Genomic DNA, 23,065 nt, shown 5'->3' with positions numbered 1-23,065 from the left:
TGCCAGAGCGAGACGAAGACTCGCTCGTAGCACTTTTTTTAGTTACGCCGATTCCGCTTTAGCCATAGATATTGGCTGGCCTTCGTGCGTCGCTTTAATAAACTCAGCAGCACGTTCAGCAATCATGACGGTGGGCGCATTGGTATTGCCGCCAATTAGGCTGGGCATCACAGAAGCATCTACCACTCTAAGACCTGCTATACCTCTTACCCGCAATTGGGTATCAACCACTGCCATCTCATCGTCATTACTGCCCATTTTACATGTACCAATTGGGTGATAGATGGTTTCAGCACGCTCACGTAAAAACTCTAAAATTTCTTCATCTGTTTGTGCTTCTACCCCAGGATATAGTTCACTGCCTTGGAACTTGTCGAAGTCTGGTGCAGATAGCAGCTTGCGGGCAATGCGCACACCTTCAATCATGATTTGCTGATCTTCCTCTGCAGTCAAATAATTGGGGTCAATAAGGGCTTGATCAGCAGGATGGTTGCTTTGAAGCGAAATAGTGCCGCGGCTTTTGGGGTATAGACAGCATACGTGAAGGCCATAACCGTAACCAAAAGCTAACTGTCTTCCATGGTCGTTTAAAATTGCCGGTAGAAAGTGAAACTGAATGTCTGGGCCTTGTGTCGCTAAGCTTGAGCTAACAAAGCCACCTGCTTCGGCTATGTTGGACGAGAAAATACCTTTGCGCCTAAACGCATAGTCTGCGGTGGCTTTTACGTAGGAAGGTAATGCCCCTAATGCCACGGCATAGCCCTCTCTCGCTTTACAAGTATATTGTACAATTGCATCAAGATGGTCTTGTAAGTTTTGGCCCACACCAGGCAAATCTTGCTGAACAAAAATCCCCTTTTCTTCTAGCTCTGCTCTGGGTCCTATACCTGAAAGCATCAGAAGTTGTGGTGAATTAATCGCGCCGCCACACAGGATAACTTCGCTTTTAGCAAAATAGCGATTTACTACGCCTTTTTCACGTACCTGAACGCCAATTGCACGCCCCTCTTTTAACAGCACTTTTTCGGCTGCGACTCTAGTAAGTACAGTTAAATTGTTGCGATGCTTGGCCTGCGTTAAATACCCCTTCGCCGTTGAACAGCGTTGCCCGTTGGCCTGTGTAACATGGTAATACCCTAACCCTTCCCTGTCGTCTCGGTTAAAGTCGTCGAGCTGTTGATAGCCTGCAATCGACGCTGAGTTGACAAATGCGTCTGACAGCACGCTGGTATGCCTAAGCTTGCTAACATTGAGTGGGCCGCCTGTGCCGTGGTATTCATCAGCACCTTCTTCAAAGTTCTCAGAGCGTTTGAAATAAGGCAGTACATCATCAAACGACCAACCTTCAGCCCCTTCTTCGTTAGCCCAGCGGTCGTAGTCTTCTTTTTGCCCGCGAATATAACACATCGCATTAACCGAACTGCTGCCGCCCAAGGTTTTACCGCGGGGCCAGAACAGTTCTCTGTCATACATCTCTTTTTGGGGTGCTGTGTGATAACCCCAGCCAATCCCCTCAAATCTACTGAGTAAAGACAACCCAAACGGGATATGAATAAGCGGATTAGTGTCCTTTGAGCCAGCCTCTAATAGCAAAATATCTAACGCGGGGTTTTCTGATAAACGGGTGGCAAGCACCGCGCCTGCGGAACCGCCGCCTACAATAATGTAATCGTATTTGCTCAGTACTTCGCTCATTTCGCCAACTCCTTGAGGGCAAGACTATTAAATGTTAAAAAAACGTTGTGGTACGACCAGATTACCAAACAACACTTCGCCAAGAAAAGACTTAAATTGTAAGATTTAAAAAATCTAATAATCCTGATAACTTAAGTGCTATATCGAAGTAGCCCCTACTCTGAAAAAACTAACAACAAGCCACCGCCTAGTAGATTTAGGCTAAGAATGAACGTTGACCAAAAACCTATCGTTTAAAGACAAATGTAAAGTCTACCTTGCACAATGGCTTGTGAAATGGGGCAAGCTGACGCACGACGACTTCACGAAATCAGAGCTTCATGACCTCGTAAAAGGCAGCTTTCCTTACTCATTCACTTTCGATATCCCCATGGGAACTGGCACGGTTACCGTGCTTGAAGGAAACATCACGCTAGATAGTGAAAGCAACCGTATTGGTCTGCAGTGCCTCGCTGCGCTTAATATTGTGGTTGCCACCACGACTATTTATCGCGCTCATGTTGTATTTACCGTGTCAGCTTCACCCTATTACGACAAAAATATGAGTACACTCTATTTGACAGGCGTCGCCACTGACAGCGTCACCTTAGTTAACGATGATTACGCGTTGATTAAAGACACGCAATTTCTGATGTCGCGACTCTTCCCCAAAAGCGTTAATTCTTTGCTTGGTGGCTCTTTAAAATCAGCGTTATCACTGTTTAGCGCCGGCACATCCGATATGGCTGCAGACTATCTAAAGGTCTATTTATCTGGCTCGAAACAAGCAGTGTTGGACTACCACATCCCTCTCATTAACAACGCCATTAAAAAGCAAATTAAGCAGGAAGACTTAAGCCATACCATGCGTAACGACCATTGGCGCGAGGTTCTGTTCTCAAAAGCTGGCCAAAACGTGCGTGTAGAAGACGACGTACTGCGCTTTTACCTCGTTGAATGACAACGCATACTGTTTGGAACAATGCACGCTAGTGATCTGACACAATAGAAACAGGGACGGTATCCACCTGTTCACCAATATCGTCGATGTTTAACCTGGGATCGTCCACACTTGCTTCAAGCATATCGAACGCCTCTTTGACGTAGCGCGCTAACGGCTGTAGCGATTCAATATTTTTATTGCAGCACACTAATCCCACATTTGCCGTGCCTGCATATGTCATAAGCGTAATATTTACCCCGCCACCAGGTGTCATGGTAGAAATGGGGTAACAAGCCAGAAGCTCTGCATCTTTTAAATACCGCGTATCTTTTGGCCCAGGTACATTGGAAATTAAGATGTTGGCAATGGGTTTGACTACGCTAGATAGCCTTAACCACTCAAAGACCAGTGCAAGCGATTGAATCACAATGGTATAGCCGCTAAATGCTGCGGGCCGCGCGTGCTGCGCTGCATGTTTTACAATGCGATGATTCACTACAATTTGGCGCAAACGTAAATAAGGATCAGTTTCGCCGTGAGCAAGCTGCACCGGCACAATAGCTATCTTATTGCCCGTGGTTTTCTCTCCGGGTTTACGCAAATTAATTGGCATATTGGTGAACAAGGCTTTTTTAAATACTTGCCCGTGGTCTTGCAGCAGTTTATGTACGCCAATATCGAAGGCACATAGCAACACCTCGTTTGCCGTAGAGCGCGTTCGCCTTGCCAGGGCTTTCACACGCTTAAAGTCTAAGTCCATGGTAGCCACAGCCCTTCCCGCTTTCACTTGTCCAGTCAGCACTGTTTTCGTACCAGTGAAAGGAATAGGCATATAGTGTGGGTTCACTCGCAGCACTTTCATGAATATACGAATAAAGATAATTAGCAAATCGAGCGCGGTTTTAAGCGCGTAACCCACTCCCACTAAGCGCTTATAAAAGCTCACAGGCTCTCTGCGCTTATGGCGCAGTCGTTTTACTGCCCATACTGGTGTGAACTTAGTCTCGTGAGAGTTTGATACATATCCCGCTTGGAACCAGCGCACTAATGTTGCCCCATCGCCATACATATGATGAACCCGCGCATAAATAGCAAACGTCTCGCTGTTGTCATCAAAGATGAAATGGTATTGCCAAAGGGGCTTGTCGGGATCTAACCGCGAAGCATGTAATCTTGCTACAAACGCATCGAGTGCTTCGCGGTTTGTAACATCAGCCACACGATGAATTTGAACATGATAATCCATGTTGAGCTTTTTTACCGGCGCAAACCCCACTGGGTACCCCAATACCGTTTTTACCGCACAGTTGAAGGGAGAAGTAGCACGGGCAAAGCTTCTTATTTCTTGGAATAATTGAAGGACATATTCGTTACTTTTTGCCCCTTTAGGTATGGCAAGTAGCTGCAAGCAAGCTACGTGTTTTGGATTCTCGTCTGACTCGGTTATCCAAAATGACTTATCTAAGAAACTGAGCGTTTTTGCCATTACTATTCCTTTACGCGAAGTCGAGGGGTGACGGGGTTGAGGCATCTCTCATAAAGTCATGAGAGTCGAGCATCTGTTCTAACTGCTGTTTTTGTTCATCGGACAGTGCCAACCTTGGCAATACGCTTACCATCATTAGCGACAAGGCATGATAGCGCTGCATCGTACTATCCATATGGCTGTTTAATTCATCAAATTGACAAGACTGTGTGATGATTAAGGACATTAAATCCACCATAAGTGCCCTGTCTGCCTTTGAGGCAATAAGAATGTCTCGTTTCGATAGTGACTCAAAAAGAAACGCTAATTGCTTATTTAAGCTAGACAATATGTGCTGTCTAGGACGCACGATACTAGGATATTTTTCTGCTAAGTCAGCCGGGCTACGGTAGAAAAAGCGAAACACATGAATACTGTCTATAAGCAAGTAGAGGTAATACATAATTTCTTCAGGATGAAGTGTATCAAGCTTTTCTCGGCTTAGTATCTTCTGCATCTGCTGTTCATGCATTTTCATCAACGCGTTAACCAGGCTGTCCTTGCCTTTAAAGTGGTAGTAGAGATTCCCCGGACTAATATCCAGCTCAATGGCGATATCAACACTGGTAACGGTGTTTTCGCCGTGCTCATTAAATAAGGTTAGCGCGGTGAGTAGTATTTTCTGCGCGGTTTTCATAATTTAGTTCAATCCTTTGCCAACCCAGTGCGTTAATTTTTTTATTCGTGAAACACGCTACATAAACACCAGATAGAGTTGAGCAATACCAGCTACCATACCTAGAATAGCGCCGGTTACGATGAGCTTCCACTCATCCTGTTGATAAGCTGGGCGCAAAACGCCTTCAAATTCTTCAACACTTAACGCCTGCATGCGCTCACTTAAATCGTGCCCAATCTGCATAGCATTATTAGCGTAATCAAACGCATAAAGCAGATACTTATCAGAATTATCAAATATCTGACGCACCGCTAGTGCCTTCATTTTATGGTAATTTTCTGACCCCACACCCAACGCAAAATACGGTTGCGCTATAGCAACATAGCGTTCAATAGCGTCGTTGACATGAAGCTCAATGAGTTCTAAAAGCTGGGCTGAGCCTGAACCATGCAAGATTACATGGGTGATGTTTTTAGGCGTTATAAGCTTTTCTTCAATAATGTTTGAATAGACTTCGGACACTTCTTTTTGGCGCTTTAAAAACATACCTTGAATAGTAATAGGCCCCAGTTTTCTTGGGCGTTTGGGTTCGAATATGATTTTGATAGCAATCCAATTAGTGGCATAACCCACAAGCAGCCCACCTAACGGCAAAATCCACCATGCTTGGTAGAAATACCAAAGTAGCATGGTGGGCAAACCAAACAAAAAGCCAAAATAGAAGCCGGAACGCACAATAAACGGAAACTCTTTGCTGCCTGCCGTTAAGAAAATTTCATTAACGAGCTCGGGCGCATTCACCAGCTGCTCTACCACCAGCTCTTTAATATCTAAAATTTCTGAGACATTGTGTTGAAAGTCGTCCACCATTTTATGAACCACATTAGGAATGTCGTTTTCGATGCGTTGATAGACTAAATTTTTGCCCTGTACAGGCAACGCAGCCCAAAGTTGAGGCGCAGATTCTGCCATTACATCGTTAACGACTTTGCGAATAACTTGACTTAAACGCCGCTCAATTGCTTTAGTGAGCTCGTCTGCGTCTAAACGCTGTGCTAACTCTTCAACACTAAGCAGTTTGCCTAGCACTAGCTCAACCTCAATCTCGGCCATTTGGCGGCGCTTCGCAGGAATGAGTCCCTGCCACCCTAAGAAAGGCTTAATACCAACAAACTCAATGGGGTAAAACATCATTTTTACCGCCAGATAGTTAGTTAGCCATCCAACAATAGCGCTAATTAGAGGAATTGATAGCAGACTTAGCGTTTCAAAGTTCCATTCCATACTACGAACATGTGGTCCAATTTATTATTTTCTCTCTCAGGCTACTGAGTGCTTATGAAATGGTCAATGTAAAAAGTGAAATTACTGCTAATTGTTGATTGAAAACAGCTAAATGAAAGTCTAAGAGTTAGAACGTTTGACCTTGTGTGATTCACCTAAAGTGCATCAGTTTTCTCAACAACAAACGATTAGGTAGTGAATTCTAAATTTACACCATACACTCAAAATAGTGTATGAACCGCTGTTCTCATGCCCTTGCTTTGAGTCTTCGTTATATGGACATTTAAAGACCTGTAATTTTTGAGAACTGCGTTCTAAGTGAAAACTATCGTTTTGCTGGTGTTTTTCGGGTCAGTGTACTTTTTCAAATGAGTAGAAGGCACAGCCCTCATCAATCAAAAATAGGTACTCGTCATGGCAGTATTCGACTTGCGGTTAAAAAAGCTTGAACATGAAATCGAGCATGCAGGCAATTATGATGAATATGAGGCCGCGTGCTTAGCGCACGATGCATTGTCTGGTGCTGAGGAATGGAAAGCCGAAGACGCTAGCGATGACTACGACTACAAACTAATTCGCAAACGAGTTCAGCGCCTACAGCTTGCCAGAGGCAAAGGCGATTTACATGCGCTTATGTCGATTCTGCACGAGGGGCTACACGGCAATTTAGGCAATATTGCCAACCCCGTATTACTTACCCAGTGTAAAATAGGCACTAAATATCTTATTGAACAGTTTATTGACGAAGTGATATTGGCGCTAGAGCAAATTTATCACGCCGATGAGCACGATGTAGACTTTTACGAGAAACTGTCATTTTTTGAAGAGACTGCACACGCCTTCGGGCGCAGCTGCCTTATGCTTTCAGGTGGCGCAGGCTTAGGCTTTTTCCATGCTGGCGTGGTTAAGTCATTAAACGAAAAGAATTTGTTACCTACCGTAGTGTCTGGCTCTAGCGCTGGTTCTATCATCGCAGCCATGTTGGGTACACGAACTCACGACCAATTATTAGAAGCACTCAGCGCCGACTTTATTTACGAGACTTTTAAACACTGGCGAAGCTTTGCCGGTCTTGGAAAGAAAGGGCTATTTGATAGTTCCGTGCTCGAAAATGCGCTGATTGAACTTTTCGACCTTACCACTTTTGAGGAAGCCTTTAAGAAAACAGGTCGACACATTACTGTGACGGTATCCCCTGCCGACCTCCATCAACATTCGCGCTTGTTAAATGCTAAAACCTCACCGAATGCAATTATTACTCAAGCGGTACGTGCATCCTGTGCAGTTCCCATCATTTTTAGCCCTGTACAGTTAAGAGCGAAAACGCCTTCGGGCGATATTGTGCCTTATATTCCCAACCGTCGTTTTGCCGATGGCTCATTAATGGCCGACCTTCCCTTCGAGCGCTTAGCGAGGCTATATGGCGTAAATCACAGTATCGTGAGCCAAACAAACCCGTTGGCAGTGCCATTCATTTCCGCAAACCGCATTGACCCCAACTCGCTGTGGGACATGTCTGCGCGCCATCTTGGCCAACTAGCGAAAACTAACAGTATTTTCGCCATTGATATCATTGAAAGGTTAACCGGTAATAAAAGTGCCAAATTGGCTATTCATAAAGTTCGTTCTATCATTGATCAGCAATACGTAGGTAACATCAATATTTTACCCAAGCGCCAAATTAGAAATTTATCGCAGGTTTTGTCTAATCCAACGCGCGAAAGCATCAATCAGTTGATCGTCAGTGGCGAACGGGCATCATGGCCGCAACTTCATGTTATTAAAAGAAATACCAAAATTAGCGAAAATTTACGGTATCATTTAGGCCAATTGAAAAAACGTGAGGCAGTAGAGCTTGGGCACGAAGTAAGATAGCGTGTGCGTCGCTTGACCTGTCTTGAATTGCCAATAGCAAAGTAATGGCAATTCGCAGCATCTTTTGAAAGGAAAACGGTGAGCGCACAAAGCCAAAACCCCGACAGCATTTACACGCAGCAAGTAAAACAACTAATCAATATGATTTATCCTCAAGAAACGGGCTACGGTTCGGTGTTCGAGGATGCGAGTCACTATTTTTCGCTTACCCCCTCTCTTGAGCAGCACATTGAAGACTTGAAAGCTCAGCTTAAGAAAATTGAGGGAAATAAAAACAAAGAGGTGCTTGCAGAGCAACTGACCAAGCAAATAACAAACAGCACTGAAAAGCTTGAAGAAGAGCGTCTGGCAAGGATAGAGCGGCTTGACGCTGTAAGCACCAAAATTATTGAGCTTTGTGAGGGCGATAACTGGCAAGAAACACAACAGCTCAGCGCTAAGTTGCTTGGTACACTTATGCTGCTCACACGAGGACCAGAGGGCAACTTTGCGCGTGTGCACATGCGCTTCAAACCGCTCTACAAAGCGGTGCTTACACTGCGCTTAGTCGATAGACTGTTAGAGCACGACACGATTGCTCACAAATATCTCTCGAAGTATCGCGAAGCTGCATCCCGGTTTCGTGGGAACCGCTATTGGCGCGATAAATGGAAAACTGAGCTTGGGCGACCGCTAATAACCGCAGCGTTACTTCAAGATATTGGCCTGCAAAGCCCTGCCGCACTCACCATCTTGAAAGGGGAAAATGGCGATCTAGACGAATTTCGTTTGCTGGAAGAGTCGCAGCGAAAGGATCTTCTGAAGCTAAACTATCACTTCACTTTAAAGTACTTGTCTGAGGGGTTAGGCCTACCTAAGTATGTAGGAAACAACAAAGAAGAAAGGGATCGCTTTGTTCAAACTCACAAAGAAGCCAATGAATTTTTGCAGCAGCTGGTAAAAGATGCATTTGTGTCGAAAACGGGGCTGGGAGAGATTGTAAAGATCCCTCAAATTTATGTTTCGATTGTGCTTTCAACTAAGTCTGACTACTCACGTATGAGCTTGCCTAAAGGCTACATGCTCATTGAACAATTAGCGAAGAAAGGCGGCTTAAATAAGCAGTTAGCGCAGGACTTTGTTGAGCTTGTGGGGTATTTCCCACAAGGGTTCGGCATTACCTACATACCGATGAATGAGAAAGGTCATGAAAAGGACCAGTACGAATGTGCAATAGTGATTGGCCTCAACCCTGCAAATCCAGCTGAGCCTTTATGTAAAGTGGTAACAAGAAATCAGAAGTACATTACCAGCGGTACGCAAGAAATCATTCCCAAAGGAAGAAACCTTTATTTCCCAGCTAACCGCAAGAAACTCATGCGCGTAGGGAAGGACAGATTAAGTGAAATTATGAGTCAATTGTCGAGCAACTTCACTCCGGACGCACTTGACGATTTAGTACCGAGTTTCTGGGAACCCTATGACTTCTTTGGTTTTAAAAAGCATCAGAATTTGTGGGCGAAAAATAAATAGTGGGCTTAGTTACGTGAAGTTTGTGATGGAAAAATTGAAGTTTCACTTCAATAAAAGCTCATAGTACAACTTCTACAAAACACCTCTCAAGAAAATGTAAAACTAAACTCAGCTACAGCTATCACTATGTCTATCTAAAGCGTTTCTGGACGAAGCTGCGCCAATTAACCACATATGTAGTTAATTGGCGCTCATGCCGAAAGCGAGGTTTATCTTTAGGAAGTGCTTTTATTCGTCGTTCTTGGTTGTATCAGTCGCGCTCTTAGTCGACGTTGCTTCTGCACTAGCCGCTTTCTTTTGTGCCGCACTCTTAGTAGTTGTCGATTTGGCCGCAGTACGCTTATTAGTTGTTCCCGCAGAAGCTTTTTTAGTCGTACTTGATGATGCAGGTGCCGATTTGGTTGTATTGGCTTTGCGAGCACGAGAAGTTGAAGAAGCGGTCGAAGACGACTTTGTCGATGTACTCCTCGTTGCTTGCGTAGACTTTGATGAGGTATTCTTGGGCGCTGCAGTCTTGCTAGCAGCGCTTTTAGCCTCGGCTTTTTTAGCAGCCTCTTTTGCTGCTAAAAGGGCTACCTGCTCTACAAGCAAGTCAACTTTTGCGCTTAATAGTTCAAGCTGCTGCTCTTTTTGCTGGCGCTTCTGGCCGCCTGAGAATGCAGAAAAAAGCGGCGTTGACGCCACTAATTTCTGAGCAGCATCAACCAAGGCAAAGGGATTAAGTGTTCGTCTTAACTCGCTTTCAACCTCAAGCCCTTTCGCCTGCATCGAATTTATGGTTTCTTGCGTGTCATCAATTTTCTGACTAACAACGCCTGCAGCGTGGTCTAATTTCGCCGATAACAAATCTGAGCCAGCGTAAAGCCAACCAAATAGAGGTGACGATTTAAGAGGTGAAGTAGCAGTACCGTTAAGTACTGATGAATCTTGATCGACTGTCGACACAGATTCTGTAGATGGAATTTTTTTGTTGCTCATAACGCCTCCAATACGGAGATTTACTAAGCATGACAGCATAAAACGGTTTCTACAGTCATTGAACTTTGTAAAAATGCTTCGCTGTCACTCAATTGCAGCTTTTAAAACGCGCTTTCAGCACTGAAAAGCTTATGAAAACTGCATGGAGGGCACCACAAAATGGTGCCCGGAAGGAAAACCGTTTTACTTGCTGGCAGCTAGCTTTGCAACCGCTTCAGTCAAGGCATCGATTTTTGCTGAAAGCTCTTCGATGCGCTGATCAGCTGGCTCTGAATCAAGGCCAAGCTTCTTGCGCACGTCTGCAACGCGATTTTCAACATCGTTAGTCGTAGATTTGAACTTACTTTTTGCGTCTTCTTCTAGCGTTTCGCCCTTTGTCACTAGCTCGTCAAACATTTTGTTCGCTTCTTCGCTTAGCTTCTCGTAGCGCCCCTGCGCTTCTTCAACGCTCTTACCATAAGCGCCTAGGCCTGCTAACCAAATTTTACGTGCCATTTCTTCGGCTTCGTTGATTTTACCTTTAATTGTGTCAGTAGTAGTCATGTTCAGCTCCTATGAATGCTAAATGAGAGTGTATTTCAACACCATGGCTTTACTTTACGATTAACAATTAGAATCCGCATACTAAAAACACAAAAAACATAAAAATGCCCGAAAAAGCGCTAACTTGTTCGGGCGAAATACCAGAGGAGACTGGTTTTAAAAAGGTGAGTGTAGAGTTAGAGAGGAACACCTGCGAGATGCAACACAAACACATATTCAAGCGCGGTAGACTCGAATCGTTTGAAACGTCCTGAAGCTCCACCGTGACCCGCTTCCATGTCGGTTTTGAAAAGCAATAAGTTTTCGTCTGTTTTGTATTCTCTTAGCTTCGCCACCCACTTCATTGGCTCAAAGTACTGCACTTGTGAGTCGTGTAGTCCGGTTGTGACCAACATATGTGGATAGTCTTTCGCTTCAATCTGATCGTAAGGCGAGTAGGAAAGCATATAGTCAAACTCAGCTTTGTTGGCTGGGTTACCCCACTCGGTATATTCACCGGTAGTCAGCGGAATAGACGCATCGCTCATTGTAGTCACTACATCAACAAATGGAACGTGCGCGCTCACACCTTGATAGAGTTCAGGTGCCATATTTACGATTGCGCCCATTAATAAGCCACCCGCGCTGCCGCCCATAGCAAAGACGCGGTCTTTGTCTGCGTACTGCTTTGCCACAAGTCCTTTTGAAACGTCAATAAAGTCAGTAAAGGTATTTATTTTCTGATGCATTTTGCCGTCTTCATACCACTCGCGCCCCAACATTTGACCTCCGCGAATGTGTGCGATCGCGACAACAAAACCTCTGTCTATCAAAGATAACCAGCTGCTTCTAAACGTTGGGTCTACAGTCGAACCGTATGAGCCATAGGCGTATTGATATAATGGATTGGTGCCGTCTTTCTTAAACTTATCTTTGCGATAAACTATCGAAACGGGAACCGACGTACCGTCTCTCGCTTCAATCATCACGCGCTCAGAGGCATAGAGAGAGGAGTCAAAAGTGTCAGATACACGGGTTTGTTTCATCACCTCGCTTTCAAGGGTATCTAAGTTGATATCAATGATAGAACCAGGCGTGGTCAACGAGCTGTAATAAATTCTAAGCTTATTGGTATCCATTTCAGGGTTTGCATTAAAATACGCACCGTAAATTGGATCTTGAGTTGGAATAACTTTCTCTTCGTTTGTCGTCAGATTGTGAACGACTAAGCGCAGCATCCCGTTTTCTTTTTCTTTAACCACTAAGTGGTTGTTCATTACTTCAATACTTTGAAGGAAAACGTCTGGACGATGTGCAATCACTTCTTGCCATTTCGACACATCGTTAGTGGCGTCTAATGGTGCTTTCATCACTCTAAAATTCTTCGCACCAATATTAGTCAACACAAAATAACCGTCACTCGCTTTTGCTACACTGTATTCTTGTCCGTCTTCAATGGGCAAGAATACTTTTGTTTGAGACGTTGGGTTATTCGCATCAATCAAAGTCACACCTGTTTTTTCGGTGTTGTCATGGTGAATGTATATGACACTATCGTCTTTACTTTTACTGATATAGGTATAAAAGGTAGGGTCGCTTTCTTCATAAACTAAAACATCTTCGCTTTGAGACGTGCCCAATTTATGGCGATAGACTTGGTATCCTAAAAGAGTCTGCGGGTCTTTCTTCACGTAAAAGAGGTGGGTATTATCGTTCGCCCAAACTACACTTCCAGACGTACCTTCTAAAATGTCATCAAGCTTTTCTTCACTCTCTAGGCTTTTGACATACACAGTGTAGATGCGTCGGCTAAGCGTATCTTCAGAATACGCAAGCAACTTGTTGTTGCTGCTCACCGCGTAACTGCCAATACTGAAATAATCATGCCCTTCAGACATTCGGTTTGCATCAAGCAATACTTGCGGTTCAGCGTCAAGTGAAGGTTTTCTTAAATAAATAGGATACTCGTTTTCACCTGAGTAGCTGGTGTAGTACCAGTAACCATTGTCGAGAACGGGAACGGTTGAGTCGTCCTTCTCAATCCGAGACACGAGCTCCTCATAAAGCGCTTCTCGGTTTTTCTTAAGAGGAGCCAAAACAGTCTCAACATAGCTGTTTTCTTGTTCTAAATGGGACAATATCTCTTCGTCGGTGCGGGAGTCATCACGCATCCAATAGTAATTGTCATTACGGGTGACACCATGCGCGGTCATTTCATGCGGCACTTTTTTCGCCACAGGCGCACTTACTTGAGTATTTAGCATAACGGATGGCGCTGCACTTTCAGCTACTTGTTGAGGATTTTCAGTTTTGTTTTCGACGCCACAGCCTGCTACCAAGCCACCTGCGGCAAGTGCTATCCATAGATATTTCATTATTATTCCTGTTGTGCACTTTTATTGGCGCTTTGTTTACCGCCAAGCGATTGAAGACAATCGACTTTTGATCATTGAAGATTTAAGAAAGCAGCTAAACTAAGCGAAGTTTATAAGTAAAGTGAGTATATATAATTACGATTTAGGGTCTAGCGTTACTTAACGCGAATGAGACTAAGTAAGGGTTAAAATGTTACAAGATATGTGAAACTGTGTTTCATCGCTGTAAATTCACCAACGAGCGTTAGTAGAAAGCGATAAAAAAACGCCGCATATTCAGAAATAATGCGGCGCTTTTGTTGTTTATTGTAAAAGCCGTCGTATGGAAACCAACAGCCTTTGGCATCCTAGTGTTTAGTCGACCAAATCCTTAGGCATGTCATCACGAATAGCAAGCCACACCTTTCCACTTTCTATACCGTACTTTCTAACTACTACAGGGACACGGTCGTATTCGCCTTTCTCAGCAACATCAAGCAAGTCTGCGTAATACTTGTTTGCCACGTCGCGTGCTTGTTGGTGCGAGAAGAAATAGCCACCAATACGCGAGTACAAACCACGGAAACCGTTCATCATCAAAACAAATACGTTATTGTTAGACGCTAACGCCAAGTCATGTGACATTTGATAGTCGAACTGGGCAAAAGCTAAACCTTCTTGCTCCACATTTTTATAACGGGCAATAATTGCAGCAGACTCTTGAGGGTTGTTTCGAATTGCGCCTCGAATGAAAACCGCACTTAAATTAGTGCGCGCTGCTAATAAATTATCAACCAGTTCAGGGATCCCTTCTTGGTCTAAACGAGCGAGAGTTTCTAAAATGTTTAACCCACACGTTTCCCAGAAATTGTTAACCTTGGTCGGCTTGCCGTGTTGAATTGTTAACCAACCATCACGAGCTAGACGCTGAAGTACTTCACGCAGTGTAGTACGCGTTACACCAATTAACTCAGAAAGCTCTCTTTCTGCAGGCAAAATGGTGCCAGGTGGAAATCTTCCACTCCAAATAGATTCAACAATATATTCTTCGGCGAATCCAGCTGGACTCTGTGCCTTATAAATCATAACTAATCGCCTGCACGTTATTGTTATTTTGCAACTGATTGTACCAGATGCTGTTTTATTATCACAATGAATTATGCCTCGTCCACTAAAGGTTTTAACAACTTGTTAAAATTAAAGTGTTATTTCAAACACCATTAAACACTGCTTGTACATTTTATGTTCGAAATATTACGTATTTTCAAATTCAATGATAACTATCATAAAAAAAGTGATAAATATTCAGTGACTTTCACATGGTGGGGTCTGTGAATTGCTTTCTCAAGACGTTAATATCATGTACGCTTAATTTCCGACTATAATGACAGCAGCAAAACCGCGGTAAGGCGAAATAAATCGCATAGCGCCAGCAGTTTATGTATGCAATAACCGGAACTACACAGTATAAAGATGCGCAAAAATGCGTGCTTTGTTGTAAAAGGAACAGGAACTCATGCAAACCTCAATGATCGCGGCGATCTATAAGAATTTCCTGGGACATGCGCCCGACTGGTATAAAAAAACCATTATTGCCTTTCTCATTGTTAATCCCTTCATCTTTATGGTGGACCCATATGTAGCGGGCTGGACGCTTGTAATCCAATTCATCTTTACCCTAGCGATGGCATTGAAATGTTACCCGCTTCAACCAGGAGGCCTGCTGCTCATCGAAGCGATGTTTATAGGCATGACATCGCCTGGCCATATGATGCATGAGATTGAAGTTAACTTAGAAGTGTTATTGCTACTGGTATTCATGGTAGCGGGCATTTACTTCATGAAAGACCTGCTTATGTACTTGTTCACCAAATTGGTGATTAAGGTTCGCAACAAGCTAATTTTATCCCTATCGTTTATTTTTGCATCTGCATTTCTATCGGCGTTTCTCGACGCATTAACGGTTGTTGCAGTAATAATCAGTGTAGGTCTGGGCTTTTACTCTATCTATCACAAAGTAGCGTCGGGCAAGGAGTTTCATTCTGATCACGACCACACAAGCGACGACGAACTGGGAAGCCACGACTTAGAAGACTTCAGAGCTTTCCTACGCAACCTTATGATGCACTCAGCGGTAGGTACTGCCCTTGGTGGTGTTATGACCATGGTAGGCGAACCACAGAACCTGATTATTGCAGACAAGGCTGGCTGGGACTTCGTTGAATTTTTCATCCGTATGGCACCGGTTACTATCCCAGTATTTGTATTTGGCTTGTTAACTACCGTCGTGTTAGAAAAAACCGGAATGTTTTCTTACGGTGCAAAATTACCTGCAGCGGTAAGACAGATTTTGGTCGACTATAACGACCATATGGACAAGGGCCGCAGTAAGCGTGAAACCGCTAAACTGATAGTACAAGCGCTAATTGGTGTTTGGTTAATTATTGGCCTTGCTACGCATATGGCGTCAGTGGGTCTTATCGGTCTGTCAGTAATTGTACTTGCTACTTCAATGAGCGGTGTTATCGAAGAACACGCACTTGGAAAAGCGTTCGAGGAAGCACTGCCATTTACCGCATTACTTTGCGTATTCTTCGGTGTAGTAGCCGTTATCATTGACCAAGGCCTTTTCCAGCCGGTAATCCATTGGGTACTGTCGTTTGAAGGCGAAACTCAAATGGTTATGTTCTATCTTGCTAACGGTGTGCTTTCGATGGTGAGTGACAACGTGTTTGTGGGCTCTGTTTATATCACTGAAGTCACAGCGGCTCTACAGGCCGGTCAAATCACACGTGACCAGTACGATATGCTTGCTGTAGCAATCAATACGGGAACCAACTTACCCAGTGTGGCAACACCAAACGGTCAAGCTGCTTTCCTATTCTTGCTGACCTCAGCCATCGCGCCACTGCTTCGTTTGTCGTACGGCCGTATGGTTATGATGGCATTGCCATATACCATCGTGCTGACCATCGTTGGTTTGTTAGCAACTTACATTGGACTTGCTGATGCTACTCAGGTGCTTTACGACATGCACCTCATTGAACACCACACCGCTGCTGAAGCGGGTGCACAAGCGGTAGGTCACTAGTCTATGCGCGGAATCATTCACAGCATTAGCCAATGGGCAGAGCACAAGTCTTCATGGCTTGTGCTTTTCGCCACGTCATTGGCATTAGAAATTGCTGCGCTTTACTTTCAGTATGGCATGGGTTTAAAGCCGTGCATTATGTGCATTTATCAACGAACCGCCATGTACGGTATTGTGTTGTCAGCACTTATTGTCGTTATTAAAAACAATGGCTTTACACGCATGCTTGGTTTCGCTGGTTGGGCTGTATCTGCAGGATGGGGCTTCTTAATTGCCAAAGAACACGTTGGCATTCTCAATGCTGCGAACCCATTTTTTGCCAGCTGCGAAATTGTGCCAAACTTCCCTTCGTGGTTACAACTTCACGAGTGGCTACCCGCTGTATTTGCTGCTGAAGGTGACTGTTTAGAAGATTCGTGGCAGTTTTTGTCTATGGGAATGGCTGAGTGGATGCAAATTATTTTTGCTGCCTACTTTGCTGTGTTCGCTATTGTGTTTGCATGTCGATTATTGGATAAGAAACCCTTTTGATCGACTTATCCATTCTACCGTCTCGCCTACCTCCGATACATACGGAACAAGGCCCCATTTCCATTCAGCGCATTGCAGAGAAACACTGCTATGCGCTTTGTGAGGCTGGACAACAGTCTATCCATCACGTAAAACCTTGGTTTGGTTCAGCGGTTTGCCCTGTTACGCCTGCACTGTCCAAGCAGTGCATCACCAACATGGAAAAGGCACGAGATACAGGATATGGACTTACCTACTTACTAATCCACGAAGAAAAATGCTTAGGTATGGGCATTATCAACCACATTCACCACACGCACCTTACCGCTAATCTTGGCTACTGGCTAAAACCAGACGCGTGCGGAAAAGGTTTAGCTACCGCGATTTGTGAAGCCTTGAAGAAGCTTGCGTTCTCTCAAATGAATTTGCATCGATTAGAATGCTTTATAGAGCCTAACAACAAGGCAAGCATACGTGTGGCAGAGCGAATTGGTGGTACAAAAGAAGGGCTTTGTCGCAAACGCGTATTCGGGCGCGATGCGTTGCTTTATGCGATTGTTAATGGCGATTAACGCGCGTTCTGCGCGTTAATCTAAGTCTTCTAAAGGCCAAATGGCTATATAGTCTTCAAAATTATTTAAATCCACGTCGGTTTCAAAAACAGTCTTATTGCGTACCGACATTCCCTTTGCGTGCATCACGTGTTTCTTCCCCTTGTTTAACAATGGGTGCCACGATGGTATGCCCCTTCCCTCATAAAGGCGACGATACGTGCAGCTATTAGGCATAAAAAAGATATCCTTCAGATTCTCTTTTGTCAGCTTCACGCAATCAGGCACCAGCTCTGTACGCCTTTCATATTGGGTACATTCACATTTTTTTGTGTTCAAATACGTACACACAATATTGGTATAGTGAATCTTCTCATTATCGTTAATGTGGTCGGTCACTTCGTATTCTTCTACCGCGTCATCATCGATAAATTTTTGCAAACAACATTTACCACATCCATCACAAAGTGATTCCCATTCCTTTTGGGTCATCTCCTCTAAAGATTTGGTTTCCCAAAACGCTGCCGTCATTCTGCTATTACCTCAGTTTCCACGGTTAAATGATTGTCTAGCGTTGCAATAATCGTATCTTGTGAGCAGAGCTTACCTACCCCTTTGGGCGTGCCTGTAAGAATCACGTCGCCGCTGTCTAACGTAAATATAGATGACATATGGGCGATAAGTGGTATGATTTTGTGCAGCATCAGTTCGGTATGTCCCTGCTGTCTAATCACCCCATTTATGGTTAAGGTAAAACGCAGGTCTTCCAAGTTTTCTATTTCACTTAACGGCACAAAGCCAGACAGCGGTGCACTGTTGTCAAAAGACTTCGCTCTTTCCCAAGGCTGGCCTTGCTTCTTAAGCTCGGCTTGAACCTCGCGAAGGGTTAAATCGAGACCAAGTCCAATACCCCATATCGCGGCTTTTACGTCATCTACACTCGCATTCTTCAATGATGATTTTAGCAGCACAGCGACTTCAAGCTCGTTGTGACACTCGCCTTTGTCGGTAGGAATGGCAATAGGCTTCTGCATATAACATAAGGCAGCCTTTGGCTTCATAAACAGCAAGGGTGCTTCAGATACGGTAGAATTCATTTCTTGAATGTGGTCGAGGTAATTTCTACCTATACACACTACTTTACTAACGGGTAGTGATATTTCATTGCCTTGAGAATCGATGTGACGATAAGCCATTAGTAACCTCGTTTTATCCGCTCTGATAAATACCCAACCGAAACGCCAAAGTAAGACGAGCGGTTCCACTTCATCAGTGTGTGAAAATTGTTATACACCAAGTAAATTCGGCCTTGCTCACCATCTGGCATAATAAGCGATGCACTGATTTCTGCATTGGGGAGTTCATTTCCGTTGTAGCGCTTGACGCCATTCTGCTGCCAAAAGGCCAACGGCTTCATGTTAGATTTCGCTAACCCTGAAAAAGGTACTGGTTTGGTTAGTATTACTTGGCGTCCCCACGTACCTTCACTATCCCAACCTTCAGATGATAGATAGTTGGCGATTGACGCAAATACGTCTGCCTTGGTCCCCCAAATATCCTTTCTGCCGTCGCCGTCGTAGTCCACTGCGTAATTTAGAAAGGATATGGGCATAAACTGTGTTTGTCCCATCGCACCGGCCCAAGAGCCTTTAAGCGCCTCTACAGAGATATGCCCTTCATCTAGAATCTGAAGTGCCGCAAAAAAATTGTCTTTAAACAGCTTTTCTCTTCGCCCTTCATACGCCAAAGATGCCAGTGCAGACAGCACATTAAAGTTGCCCTGAATTTTACCAAAGTTAGACTCGTTACCCCACAGCGCAACAATAAAGCGTGCCTGAACCCCGTATTTTTGAGCAATTTCGTCAAGCAGTACTTTGTGTTCATTGTACTGCTCAACCGCCTGCTTTACTTTCCAGTCGGGTACTCGCGTTGCTAGATAATCATCTAACGTAATTTTTTTCTCTGGCTGGCTTTTGTCAGACTTGACGACCGTGGGCCTGAAAGTAATGTCAGCAAACGCCAAATCTAACTTAGTCTTATCTATGCCCTTTTCGGCCGCTTCTTTTTTCAGTTGAGCAACGTAGCTTTTGAAGGCCGTCTCACTAAGCCCACTGTCATTACTTGGCTGATTTTCGGTATGAACTGTCAGTGAAAAGCTTAAGGTTATACTCGATAAAACTAGGGCAATATTGCGCGGTTGAGGAAATAAACTACGATTTTTGCGCTTAGCTATAAAGGTAATTCGGCTAACTAAGCGGTTTAGAGTCTTTAATAACATGGATATTTAAAACTTCTTATCGGGTGTTTTTGACAGCCCAAGAGATTCACGGTGTTGCTCTAGCAAATTATCTTCTTTTGGCGGCATTTGAAGGTAAAAACCTTTTTCATTAAGCTCGTCGATAAGCTTTTGCTTGTCAACCAGGCCAAGTTTCTCGCGCTTTTCTAGGGCGATGATAGTCACTAGCTCTGGGCGACCAAACTTCGCCATAAGCGGCTCTGGCACGTCTTCAAAATGGTCTTTCTTTGGCACGTACAAATACATGCCGTCTTTCTTTCGCGTTTTATAAACTGCGCATAACATAGAATTTTTACTCTTTCTTAATTCGTTTGTTTAGTTCTTTTGGGGTCACTATGCAGATTTAATTGGCCAGAGAGCATACACCTCTCGCCAATACTGCTCACCCATATTGCTTTTAAGGCACTATTGGGCTGGAGCGTCGCCAAGTAAGCGGGTTACGTGAGAGCGAAACAATGGCTCTCTCCACGTTGACAGTACATCGGGCATTAGTCCCTGCACGCGGGTCTCATCAACCGAAAACCAGTACCATTTTAACAGTTGATTCAGCTGTTTTTTAGAGGCAATAACGTCACTATTTACAGCATTGTCTTTCGCTATCTGGTCGCTGATAACTTTAAGCTCGGCCAGCGTTTTTTTGTACTTGGCGATATCAATTAACCGCAGCACAACCGGAAGTCTGAGCTTTTCTGGCGTTTGCGCGTACTTTGCTCTTGCCTCTTCAATTAGCGTGATGATGGTGTCGCCGTAGCGGCGTACCGACTGATGATTCACGCCGTTAATACGCGAAAGGCCAGATTTACTATCGATAAGACGCTGCGCCGCTTCAAACAAATGCCCTTCTTTGAACACAAAGTTTAGGGCCAGATCTTTTTTTCGTGCGGTATTCAAACGCCATGCCGCTAGAGCCTGTAATACAGTGAGCTGTTCGCTGTTCAATCGCCAGTTATTCTTAATGCTTAAGTACGCAAAATCTTCAGGCATTTGAGCACGCTTCTTATCAACTAGCAAAGCGATCTCTTGATAAATCCAGTGCACTTTCCCCGCCTCTTGTACTTTACTGGCTAACTGTTGGTAGCAAGGCAGTAAATACAGCACATCATTCGCTGCGTAGCTCAGCTGCGCTTCACGTAGTGGTCTGGCTAACCAATCGGTTCGCGACTCCCCTTTGTCCAAACTGATATCACACAGCAACTCTACAAGCTTTGCATAGCCAAGTGACGGACCCATGTCCAAAATACTTCCCGCAAGCTGCGTGTCGAACACAGGCGTTGGTTCGGTATCAAAGGCGGTAAGGAAAGCCTCAATATCTTCAGAACACGAGTGCAGCACTTTCACGACTTCGGTATTCTCCATGAGATCGATAAACGGCTGCATATTGTCTATGGCGAGCGGGTCAATGAGTACCAGCTGATGGCCATCGTAAAGCTGTATTAGGCCTAGATGCGGAGTAAGGGTTTTCGTTCTTACGAATTCGGTGTCTAAGGCTACCGCCTCTTGACGCTGTGCGGCAGTGCACACTTTTTCGAGTTGTTCAGATGTTGTAATTAATTGATATTGCATATTTTTGCACAGTAATAAAAAAGCCGGCTTACGCCGGCTTTCACAAAACTATTTCAACGAAATTAGTCTCGAAGCTCCCGACGCAGTATTTTACCTACATTGGTTTTTGGTAAGTCGTCTTTGAAAACAACTTGCTTAGGCACTTTGTAACCCGTTAAGTGATTACGGCAATGCGCGATAACGTCTTTTTCAGTAAGTGAGTCGCTGTTTCGAACTACAAACAATTTCACCACTTCACCACTGACTTCATGAGGAACCCCAACCGCAGCTGCTTCAACAATGTTTTCATGCATTGCAGCCACTTCTTCAATTTCGTTAGGAAACACGTTAAAGCCTGAAACTAGGATCATATCCTTTTTACGGTCAACAATATAGAAGTAACCTTCATCATCTACCGTTGCGATGTCACCTGTGGCTAACCAACCGTCTTTTAGAATTTCTTCTGTTGCCTCTGGTCGGTTCAAATATCCTTTCATTACCTGAGGGCCTTTCACCCACATTTCACCAGGCTCACCTTTTTCAACAGGATTACCGTCGTCATCAAGAAGCTTAATGTCTGTAGAAGGAACAGGCATACCGATTGCGCCTTTATAAGCTTCAATCTGTGGTGGGTTAACCGCTACCACAGGCGAACACTCTGTTAGCCCATAGCCTTCAAGAAGCACAGTACCGGTTACCTTTTCCCACTTTTCTGCTACAGGGCGCTGAACAGCCATACCGCCGCCTAAACCAAACTTAAACTTGCTGAAATCAAGTTCGCTGAATCCAGGCGTATTTAACAGGCCATTAAACAAGGTATTTACACCAGGTAAAATGGTGAACGGATATTTGCTAAGTTCGTTTACAAAAGCCGGCATGTCACGTGGGTTGGTAATAAGCAAGTTACGGCACCCGTATTTAACGAACATCAAGCAGTTCGCCAGTAGCGCAAATATATGGTAAAGCGGAAGCGCGGTAACAACAAAGTCTTCGCCTTCTTCAATCACTGTTTCTAAGATACCTGACACTTGCTCTAAATTCGCCACCATATTGCGATGAGTAAGCATGGCACCTTTAGAAACTCCAGTCGTGCCACCTGTGTATTGAAGAAACGCTAAATCGCCGCTATCAATATCTGGGCGTTTATATTCAAGAGATTGCCCTTTTTTAACCGCCGACATAAACGATGTCGTTTCAGGTAGATTAAACGAAGGCACCATCTTTTTAACGTACTTCACTACTGCGTTCACAATCCAGCGCTTAGGTGCCGGAAGCATATCGCCTAAAGCAGTCAAAAAGACTTCTTGCAGGTTAGTATCTGTAATGACTTCTTCTAAAGTACACGCGAAGTTTTCAACGATAACGATGGCTTTCGCATTAGCATCATTTAGTTGGTGCTTTAACTCACGAGCTGTATAGAGAGGGTTTACGTTAACCACAACCATCCCTGCGCGCAGAATACCAAACATGGCAACAGGATATTGAAGAAGGTTGGGCATCATAATTGCCACAGCATCACCGCGTTTTAGTCCGCTTGCCTGCAAATAAGCAGCAAATTGAGCTGATAAGGTATCTAACTCTTCAAACGTGATTGAATGCCCCATATTTATGAAGGCTTCTTTATTTTTGAACTTCTTTACCGACTGCTCGAAAATGTCTACTACAGATGCGTAACGATCGGCATCAATTTCTGCGGAAACGCGAGGGTCGTAATGCTTAAGCCAGGTTTTTTCCACCAAAACCTCCTCTACTTTATTCTTATACTATTTTATAAGCGCATGGGGAGCTG

The 23,065-nt window shown here is 44.3% G+C and carries 20 protein-coding genes; 6 read left to right on the top strand and 14 right to left on the bottom strand.

Translation table 11 applies throughout. The features are described from left to right. Positions 1-42: 42 nt before the first annotated feature. A complete protein-coding gene (locus tag AC0J2X_RS06135; RefSeq protein WP_069944566.1) occupies positions 43-1,695 on the bottom strand; it encodes a GMC family oxidoreductase in 1,653 nt (550 codons plus the stop codon). Between the two features lie 214 nt (positions 1,696-1,909). Here AC0J2X_RS06135 and AC0J2X_RS06130 point away from each other — a divergent pair, with 214 nt between their 5' ends. Continuing rightward, positions 1,910-2,635 (top strand): DUF1439 domain-containing protein, encoded by a 726-nt coding sequence (locus AC0J2X_RS06130; protein WP_014976913.1) that lies wholly within the window; start codon positions 1,910-1,912, stop codon positions 2,633-2,635. 28 nt (positions 2,636-2,663) lie between these two features. Here the strand turns inward: AC0J2X_RS06130 and AC0J2X_RS06125 are convergent, their stop codons facing one another. From AC0J2X_RS06125 to AC0J2X_RS06115, 3 genes are read right to left on the bottom strand one after another with little or no spacing between them, the layout of a single operon-like run. Then, a complete protein-coding gene (locus AC0J2X_RS06125) occupies positions 2,664-4,103 on the bottom strand; it encodes a wax ester/triacylglycerol synthase domain-containing protein (RefSeq protein ID WP_014976914.1) in 1,440 nt (479 codons plus the stop codon). Positions 4,104-4,113: 10 nt separating this feature from the next. After that, on the bottom strand, positions 4,114-4,779 hold the full coding sequence (locus AC0J2X_RS06120) for a TetR/AcrR family transcriptional regulator (protein WP_014976915.1): 666 nt from the start codon (positions 4,777-4,779) through the stop codon (positions 4,114-4,116). A 57-nt stretch (positions 4,780-4,836) separates the two neighbouring features. Beyond that, positions 4,837-6,045: a DUF445 domain-containing protein gene (locus tag AC0J2X_RS06115; protein ID WP_014976916.1), complete on the bottom strand. Its 1,209-nt coding sequence runs from the start codon at positions 6,043-6,045 to the stop codon at positions 4,837-4,839. Positions 6,046-6,459: 414 nt separating this feature from the next. On the opposite strand from AC0J2X_RS06115, the gene AC0J2X_RS06110 reads away from it, so the two are divergent. Beyond that, positions 6,460-7,920: a DUF3336 domain-containing protein gene (locus tag AC0J2X_RS06110; RefSeq protein WP_069944567.1), complete on the top strand. Its 1,461-nt coding sequence runs from the start codon at positions 6,460-6,462 to the stop codon at positions 7,918-7,920. Between the two features lie 78 nt (positions 7,921-7,998). Further along, positions 7,999-9,432, top strand: a complete 1,434-nt coding sequence (locus AC0J2X_RS06105; protein ID WP_049587740.1) for a hypothetical protein — start codon at positions 7,999-8,001, stop codon at positions 9,430-9,432. Between the two features lie 228 nt (positions 9,433-9,660). Here AC0J2X_RS06105 and AC0J2X_RS06100 read toward each other — a convergent pair whose 3' ends face one another. The 4 genes from AC0J2X_RS06100 to fadR all read right to left on the bottom strand — a co-directional run bounded on the left by AC0J2X_RS06100 (position 9,661) and on the right by fadR (position 14,372). Further along, entirely contained in the window at positions 9,661-10,410 is a 750-nt protein-coding gene (locus AC0J2X_RS06100) for a hypothetical protein (protein ID WP_069944568.1), read from the bottom strand. A 183-nt stretch (positions 10,411-10,593) separates the two neighbouring features. Further along, entirely contained in the window at positions 10,594-10,953 is a 360-nt protein-coding gene (locus tag AC0J2X_RS06095) for a phasin-related domain-containing protein (RefSeq protein WP_014949994.1), read from the bottom strand. A gap of 176 nt (positions 10,954-11,129) precedes the next feature. Next, complete coding sequence (locus AC0J2X_RS06090) at positions 11,130-13,307, bottom strand: S9 family peptidase (RefSeq protein ID WP_069944569.1); 2,178 nt, start codon at positions 13,305-13,307, stop codon at positions 11,130-11,132. Between the two features lie 354 nt (positions 13,308-13,661). Further along, a complete protein-coding gene (fadR, locus tag AC0J2X_RS06085; protein ID WP_069944570.1) occupies positions 13,662-14,372 on the bottom strand; it encodes a fatty acid metabolism transcriptional regulator FadR in 711 nt (236 codons plus the stop codon). A 430-nt stretch (positions 14,373-14,802) separates the two neighbouring features. Between fadR and nhaB the strand changes: the two genes are divergently transcribed. From nhaB to AC0J2X_RS06070, 3 genes are read left to right on the top strand one after another with little or no spacing between them, the layout of a single operon-like run. Continuing rightward, complete coding sequence (nhaB, locus tag AC0J2X_RS06080; protein WP_069944571.1) at positions 14,803-16,377, top strand: sodium/proton antiporter NhaB; 1,575 nt, start codon at positions 14,803-14,805, stop codon at positions 16,375-16,377. 3 nt (positions 16,378-16,380) lie between these two features. Then, entirely contained in the window at positions 16,381-16,908 is a 528-nt protein-coding gene (gene dsbB / locus AC0J2X_RS06075) for a disulfide bond formation protein DsbB (protein ID WP_014976923.1), read from the top strand. Next, a complete protein-coding gene (locus tag AC0J2X_RS06070; protein ID WP_069944572.1) occupies positions 16,905-17,459 on the top strand; it encodes a GNAT family N-acetyltransferase in 555 nt (184 codons plus the stop codon). The genes dsbB and AC0J2X_RS06070 overlap by 4 nt, the downstream gene beginning before the upstream one ends. A gap of 15 nt (positions 17,460-17,474) precedes the next feature. Here AC0J2X_RS06070 and AC0J2X_RS06065 read toward each other — a convergent pair whose 3' ends face one another. The 6 genes from AC0J2X_RS06065 to fadD form a co-directional block, all read right to left on the bottom strand. Further along, on the bottom strand, positions 17,475-17,969 hold the full coding sequence (locus AC0J2X_RS06065) for a YcgN family cysteine cluster protein (protein ID WP_014950000.1): 495 nt from the start codon (positions 17,967-17,969) through the stop codon (positions 17,475-17,477). Beyond that, positions 17,966-18,634 (bottom strand): fumarylacetoacetate hydrolase family protein, encoded by a 669-nt coding sequence (locus AC0J2X_RS06060; RefSeq protein WP_069944573.1) that lies wholly within the window; start codon positions 18,632-18,634, stop codon positions 17,966-17,968. Before AC0J2X_RS06060 ends, AC0J2X_RS06065 begins: the two co-directional genes overlap by 4 nt. After that, complete coding sequence (locus AC0J2X_RS06055; RefSeq protein ID WP_069944574.1) at positions 18,634-19,716, bottom strand: lytic murein transglycosylase; 1,083 nt, start codon at positions 19,714-19,716, stop codon at positions 18,634-18,636. Before AC0J2X_RS06055 ends, AC0J2X_RS06060 begins: the two co-directional genes overlap by 1 nt. 6 nt (positions 19,717-19,722) lie before the next feature. Further along, positions 19,723-20,019, bottom strand: a complete 297-nt coding sequence (locus AC0J2X_RS06050; RefSeq protein ID WP_014950003.1) for a YcgL domain-containing protein — start codon at positions 20,017-20,019, stop codon at positions 19,723-19,725. 120 nt (positions 20,020-20,139) lie between these two features. Beyond that, on the bottom strand, positions 20,140-21,297 hold the full coding sequence (gene rnd, locus AC0J2X_RS06045; RefSeq protein WP_069944575.1) for a ribonuclease D: 1,158 nt from the start codon (positions 21,295-21,297) through the stop codon (positions 20,140-20,142). Positions 21,298-21,359: 62 nt separating this feature from the next. Then, the gene (gene fadD, locus AC0J2X_RS06040) at positions 21,360-23,012 is read right to left on the bottom strand and encodes a long-chain-fatty-acid--CoA ligase FadD (protein WP_069944576.1); all 1,653 of its coding nucleotides are present in this window, start codon (positions 23,010-23,012) and stop codon (positions 21,360-21,362) included. Between the last annotated feature and the right edge of the window lie 53 nt (positions 23,013-23,065).

The sequence above is a fragment of the Alteromonas sp. R7 genome (genome assembly GCF_055755235.1).
Note: the sequence above shows the minus strand (reverse complement) of the source record. Positions and strands in the feature narration are given on the sequence as shown.

Coding starts and splice junctions, on each gene's coding strand:
- AC0J2X_RS06135 (WP_069944566.1), bottom strand. CDS start 1,695: ATGAGCGAAGTACTGAGCAAATACGATTACATTATTGTAGGCGGCGGT.
- AC0J2X_RS06125 (WP_014976914.1), bottom strand. CDS start 4,103: ATGGCAAAAACGCTCAGTTTCTTAGATAAGTCATTTTGGATAACCGAG.
- AC0J2X_RS06120 (WP_014976915.1), bottom strand. CDS start 4,779: ATGAAAACCGCGCAGAAAATACTACTCACCGCGCTAACCTTATTTAAT.
- AC0J2X_RS06115 (WP_014976916.1), bottom strand. CDS start 6,045: ATGGAATGGAACTTTGAAACGCTAAGTCTGCTATCAATTCCTCTAATT.
- AC0J2X_RS06110 (WP_069944567.1), top strand. CDS start 6,460: ATGGCAGTATTCGACTTGCGGTTAAAAAAGCTTGAACATGAAATCGAG.
- AC0J2X_RS06100 (WP_069944568.1), bottom strand. CDS start 10,410: ATGAGCAACAAAAAAATTCCATCTACAGAATCTGTGTCGACAGTCGAT.
- AC0J2X_RS06095 (WP_014949994.1), bottom strand. CDS start 10,953: ATGACTACTACTGACACAATTAAAGGTAAAATCAACGAAGCCGAAGAA.
- AC0J2X_RS06090 (WP_069944569.1), bottom strand. CDS start 13,307: ATGAAATATCTATGGATAGCACTTGCCGCAGGTGGCTTGGTAGCAGGC.
- fadR (WP_069944570.1), bottom strand. CDS start 14,372: ATGATTTATAAGGCACAGAGTCCAGCTGGATTCGCCGAAGAATATATT.
- nhaB (WP_069944571.1), top strand. CDS start 14,803: ATGCAAACCTCAATGATCGCGGCGATCTATAAGAATTTCCTGGGACAT.
- dsbB (WP_014976923.1), top strand. CDS start 16,381: ATGCGCGGAATCATTCACAGCATTAGCCAATGGGCAGAGCACAAGTCT.
- AC0J2X_RS06065 (WP_014950000.1), bottom strand. CDS start 17,969: ATGACGGCAGCGTTTTGGGAAACCAAATCTTTAGAGGAGATGACCCAA.
- AC0J2X_RS06060 (WP_069944573.1), bottom strand. CDS start 18,634: ATGGCTTATCGTCACATCGATTCTCAAGGCAATGAAATATCACTACCC.
- AC0J2X_RS06055 (WP_069944574.1), bottom strand. CDS start 19,716: ATGTTATTAAAGACTCTAAACCGCTTAGTTAGCCGAATTACCTTTATA.
- AC0J2X_RS06050 (WP_014950003.1), bottom strand. CDS start 20,019: ATGTTATGCGCAGTTTATAAAACGCGAAAGAAAGACGGCATGTATTTG.
- rnd (WP_069944575.1), bottom strand. CDS start 21,297: ATGCAATATCAATTAATTACAACATCTGAACAACTCGAAAAAGTGTGC.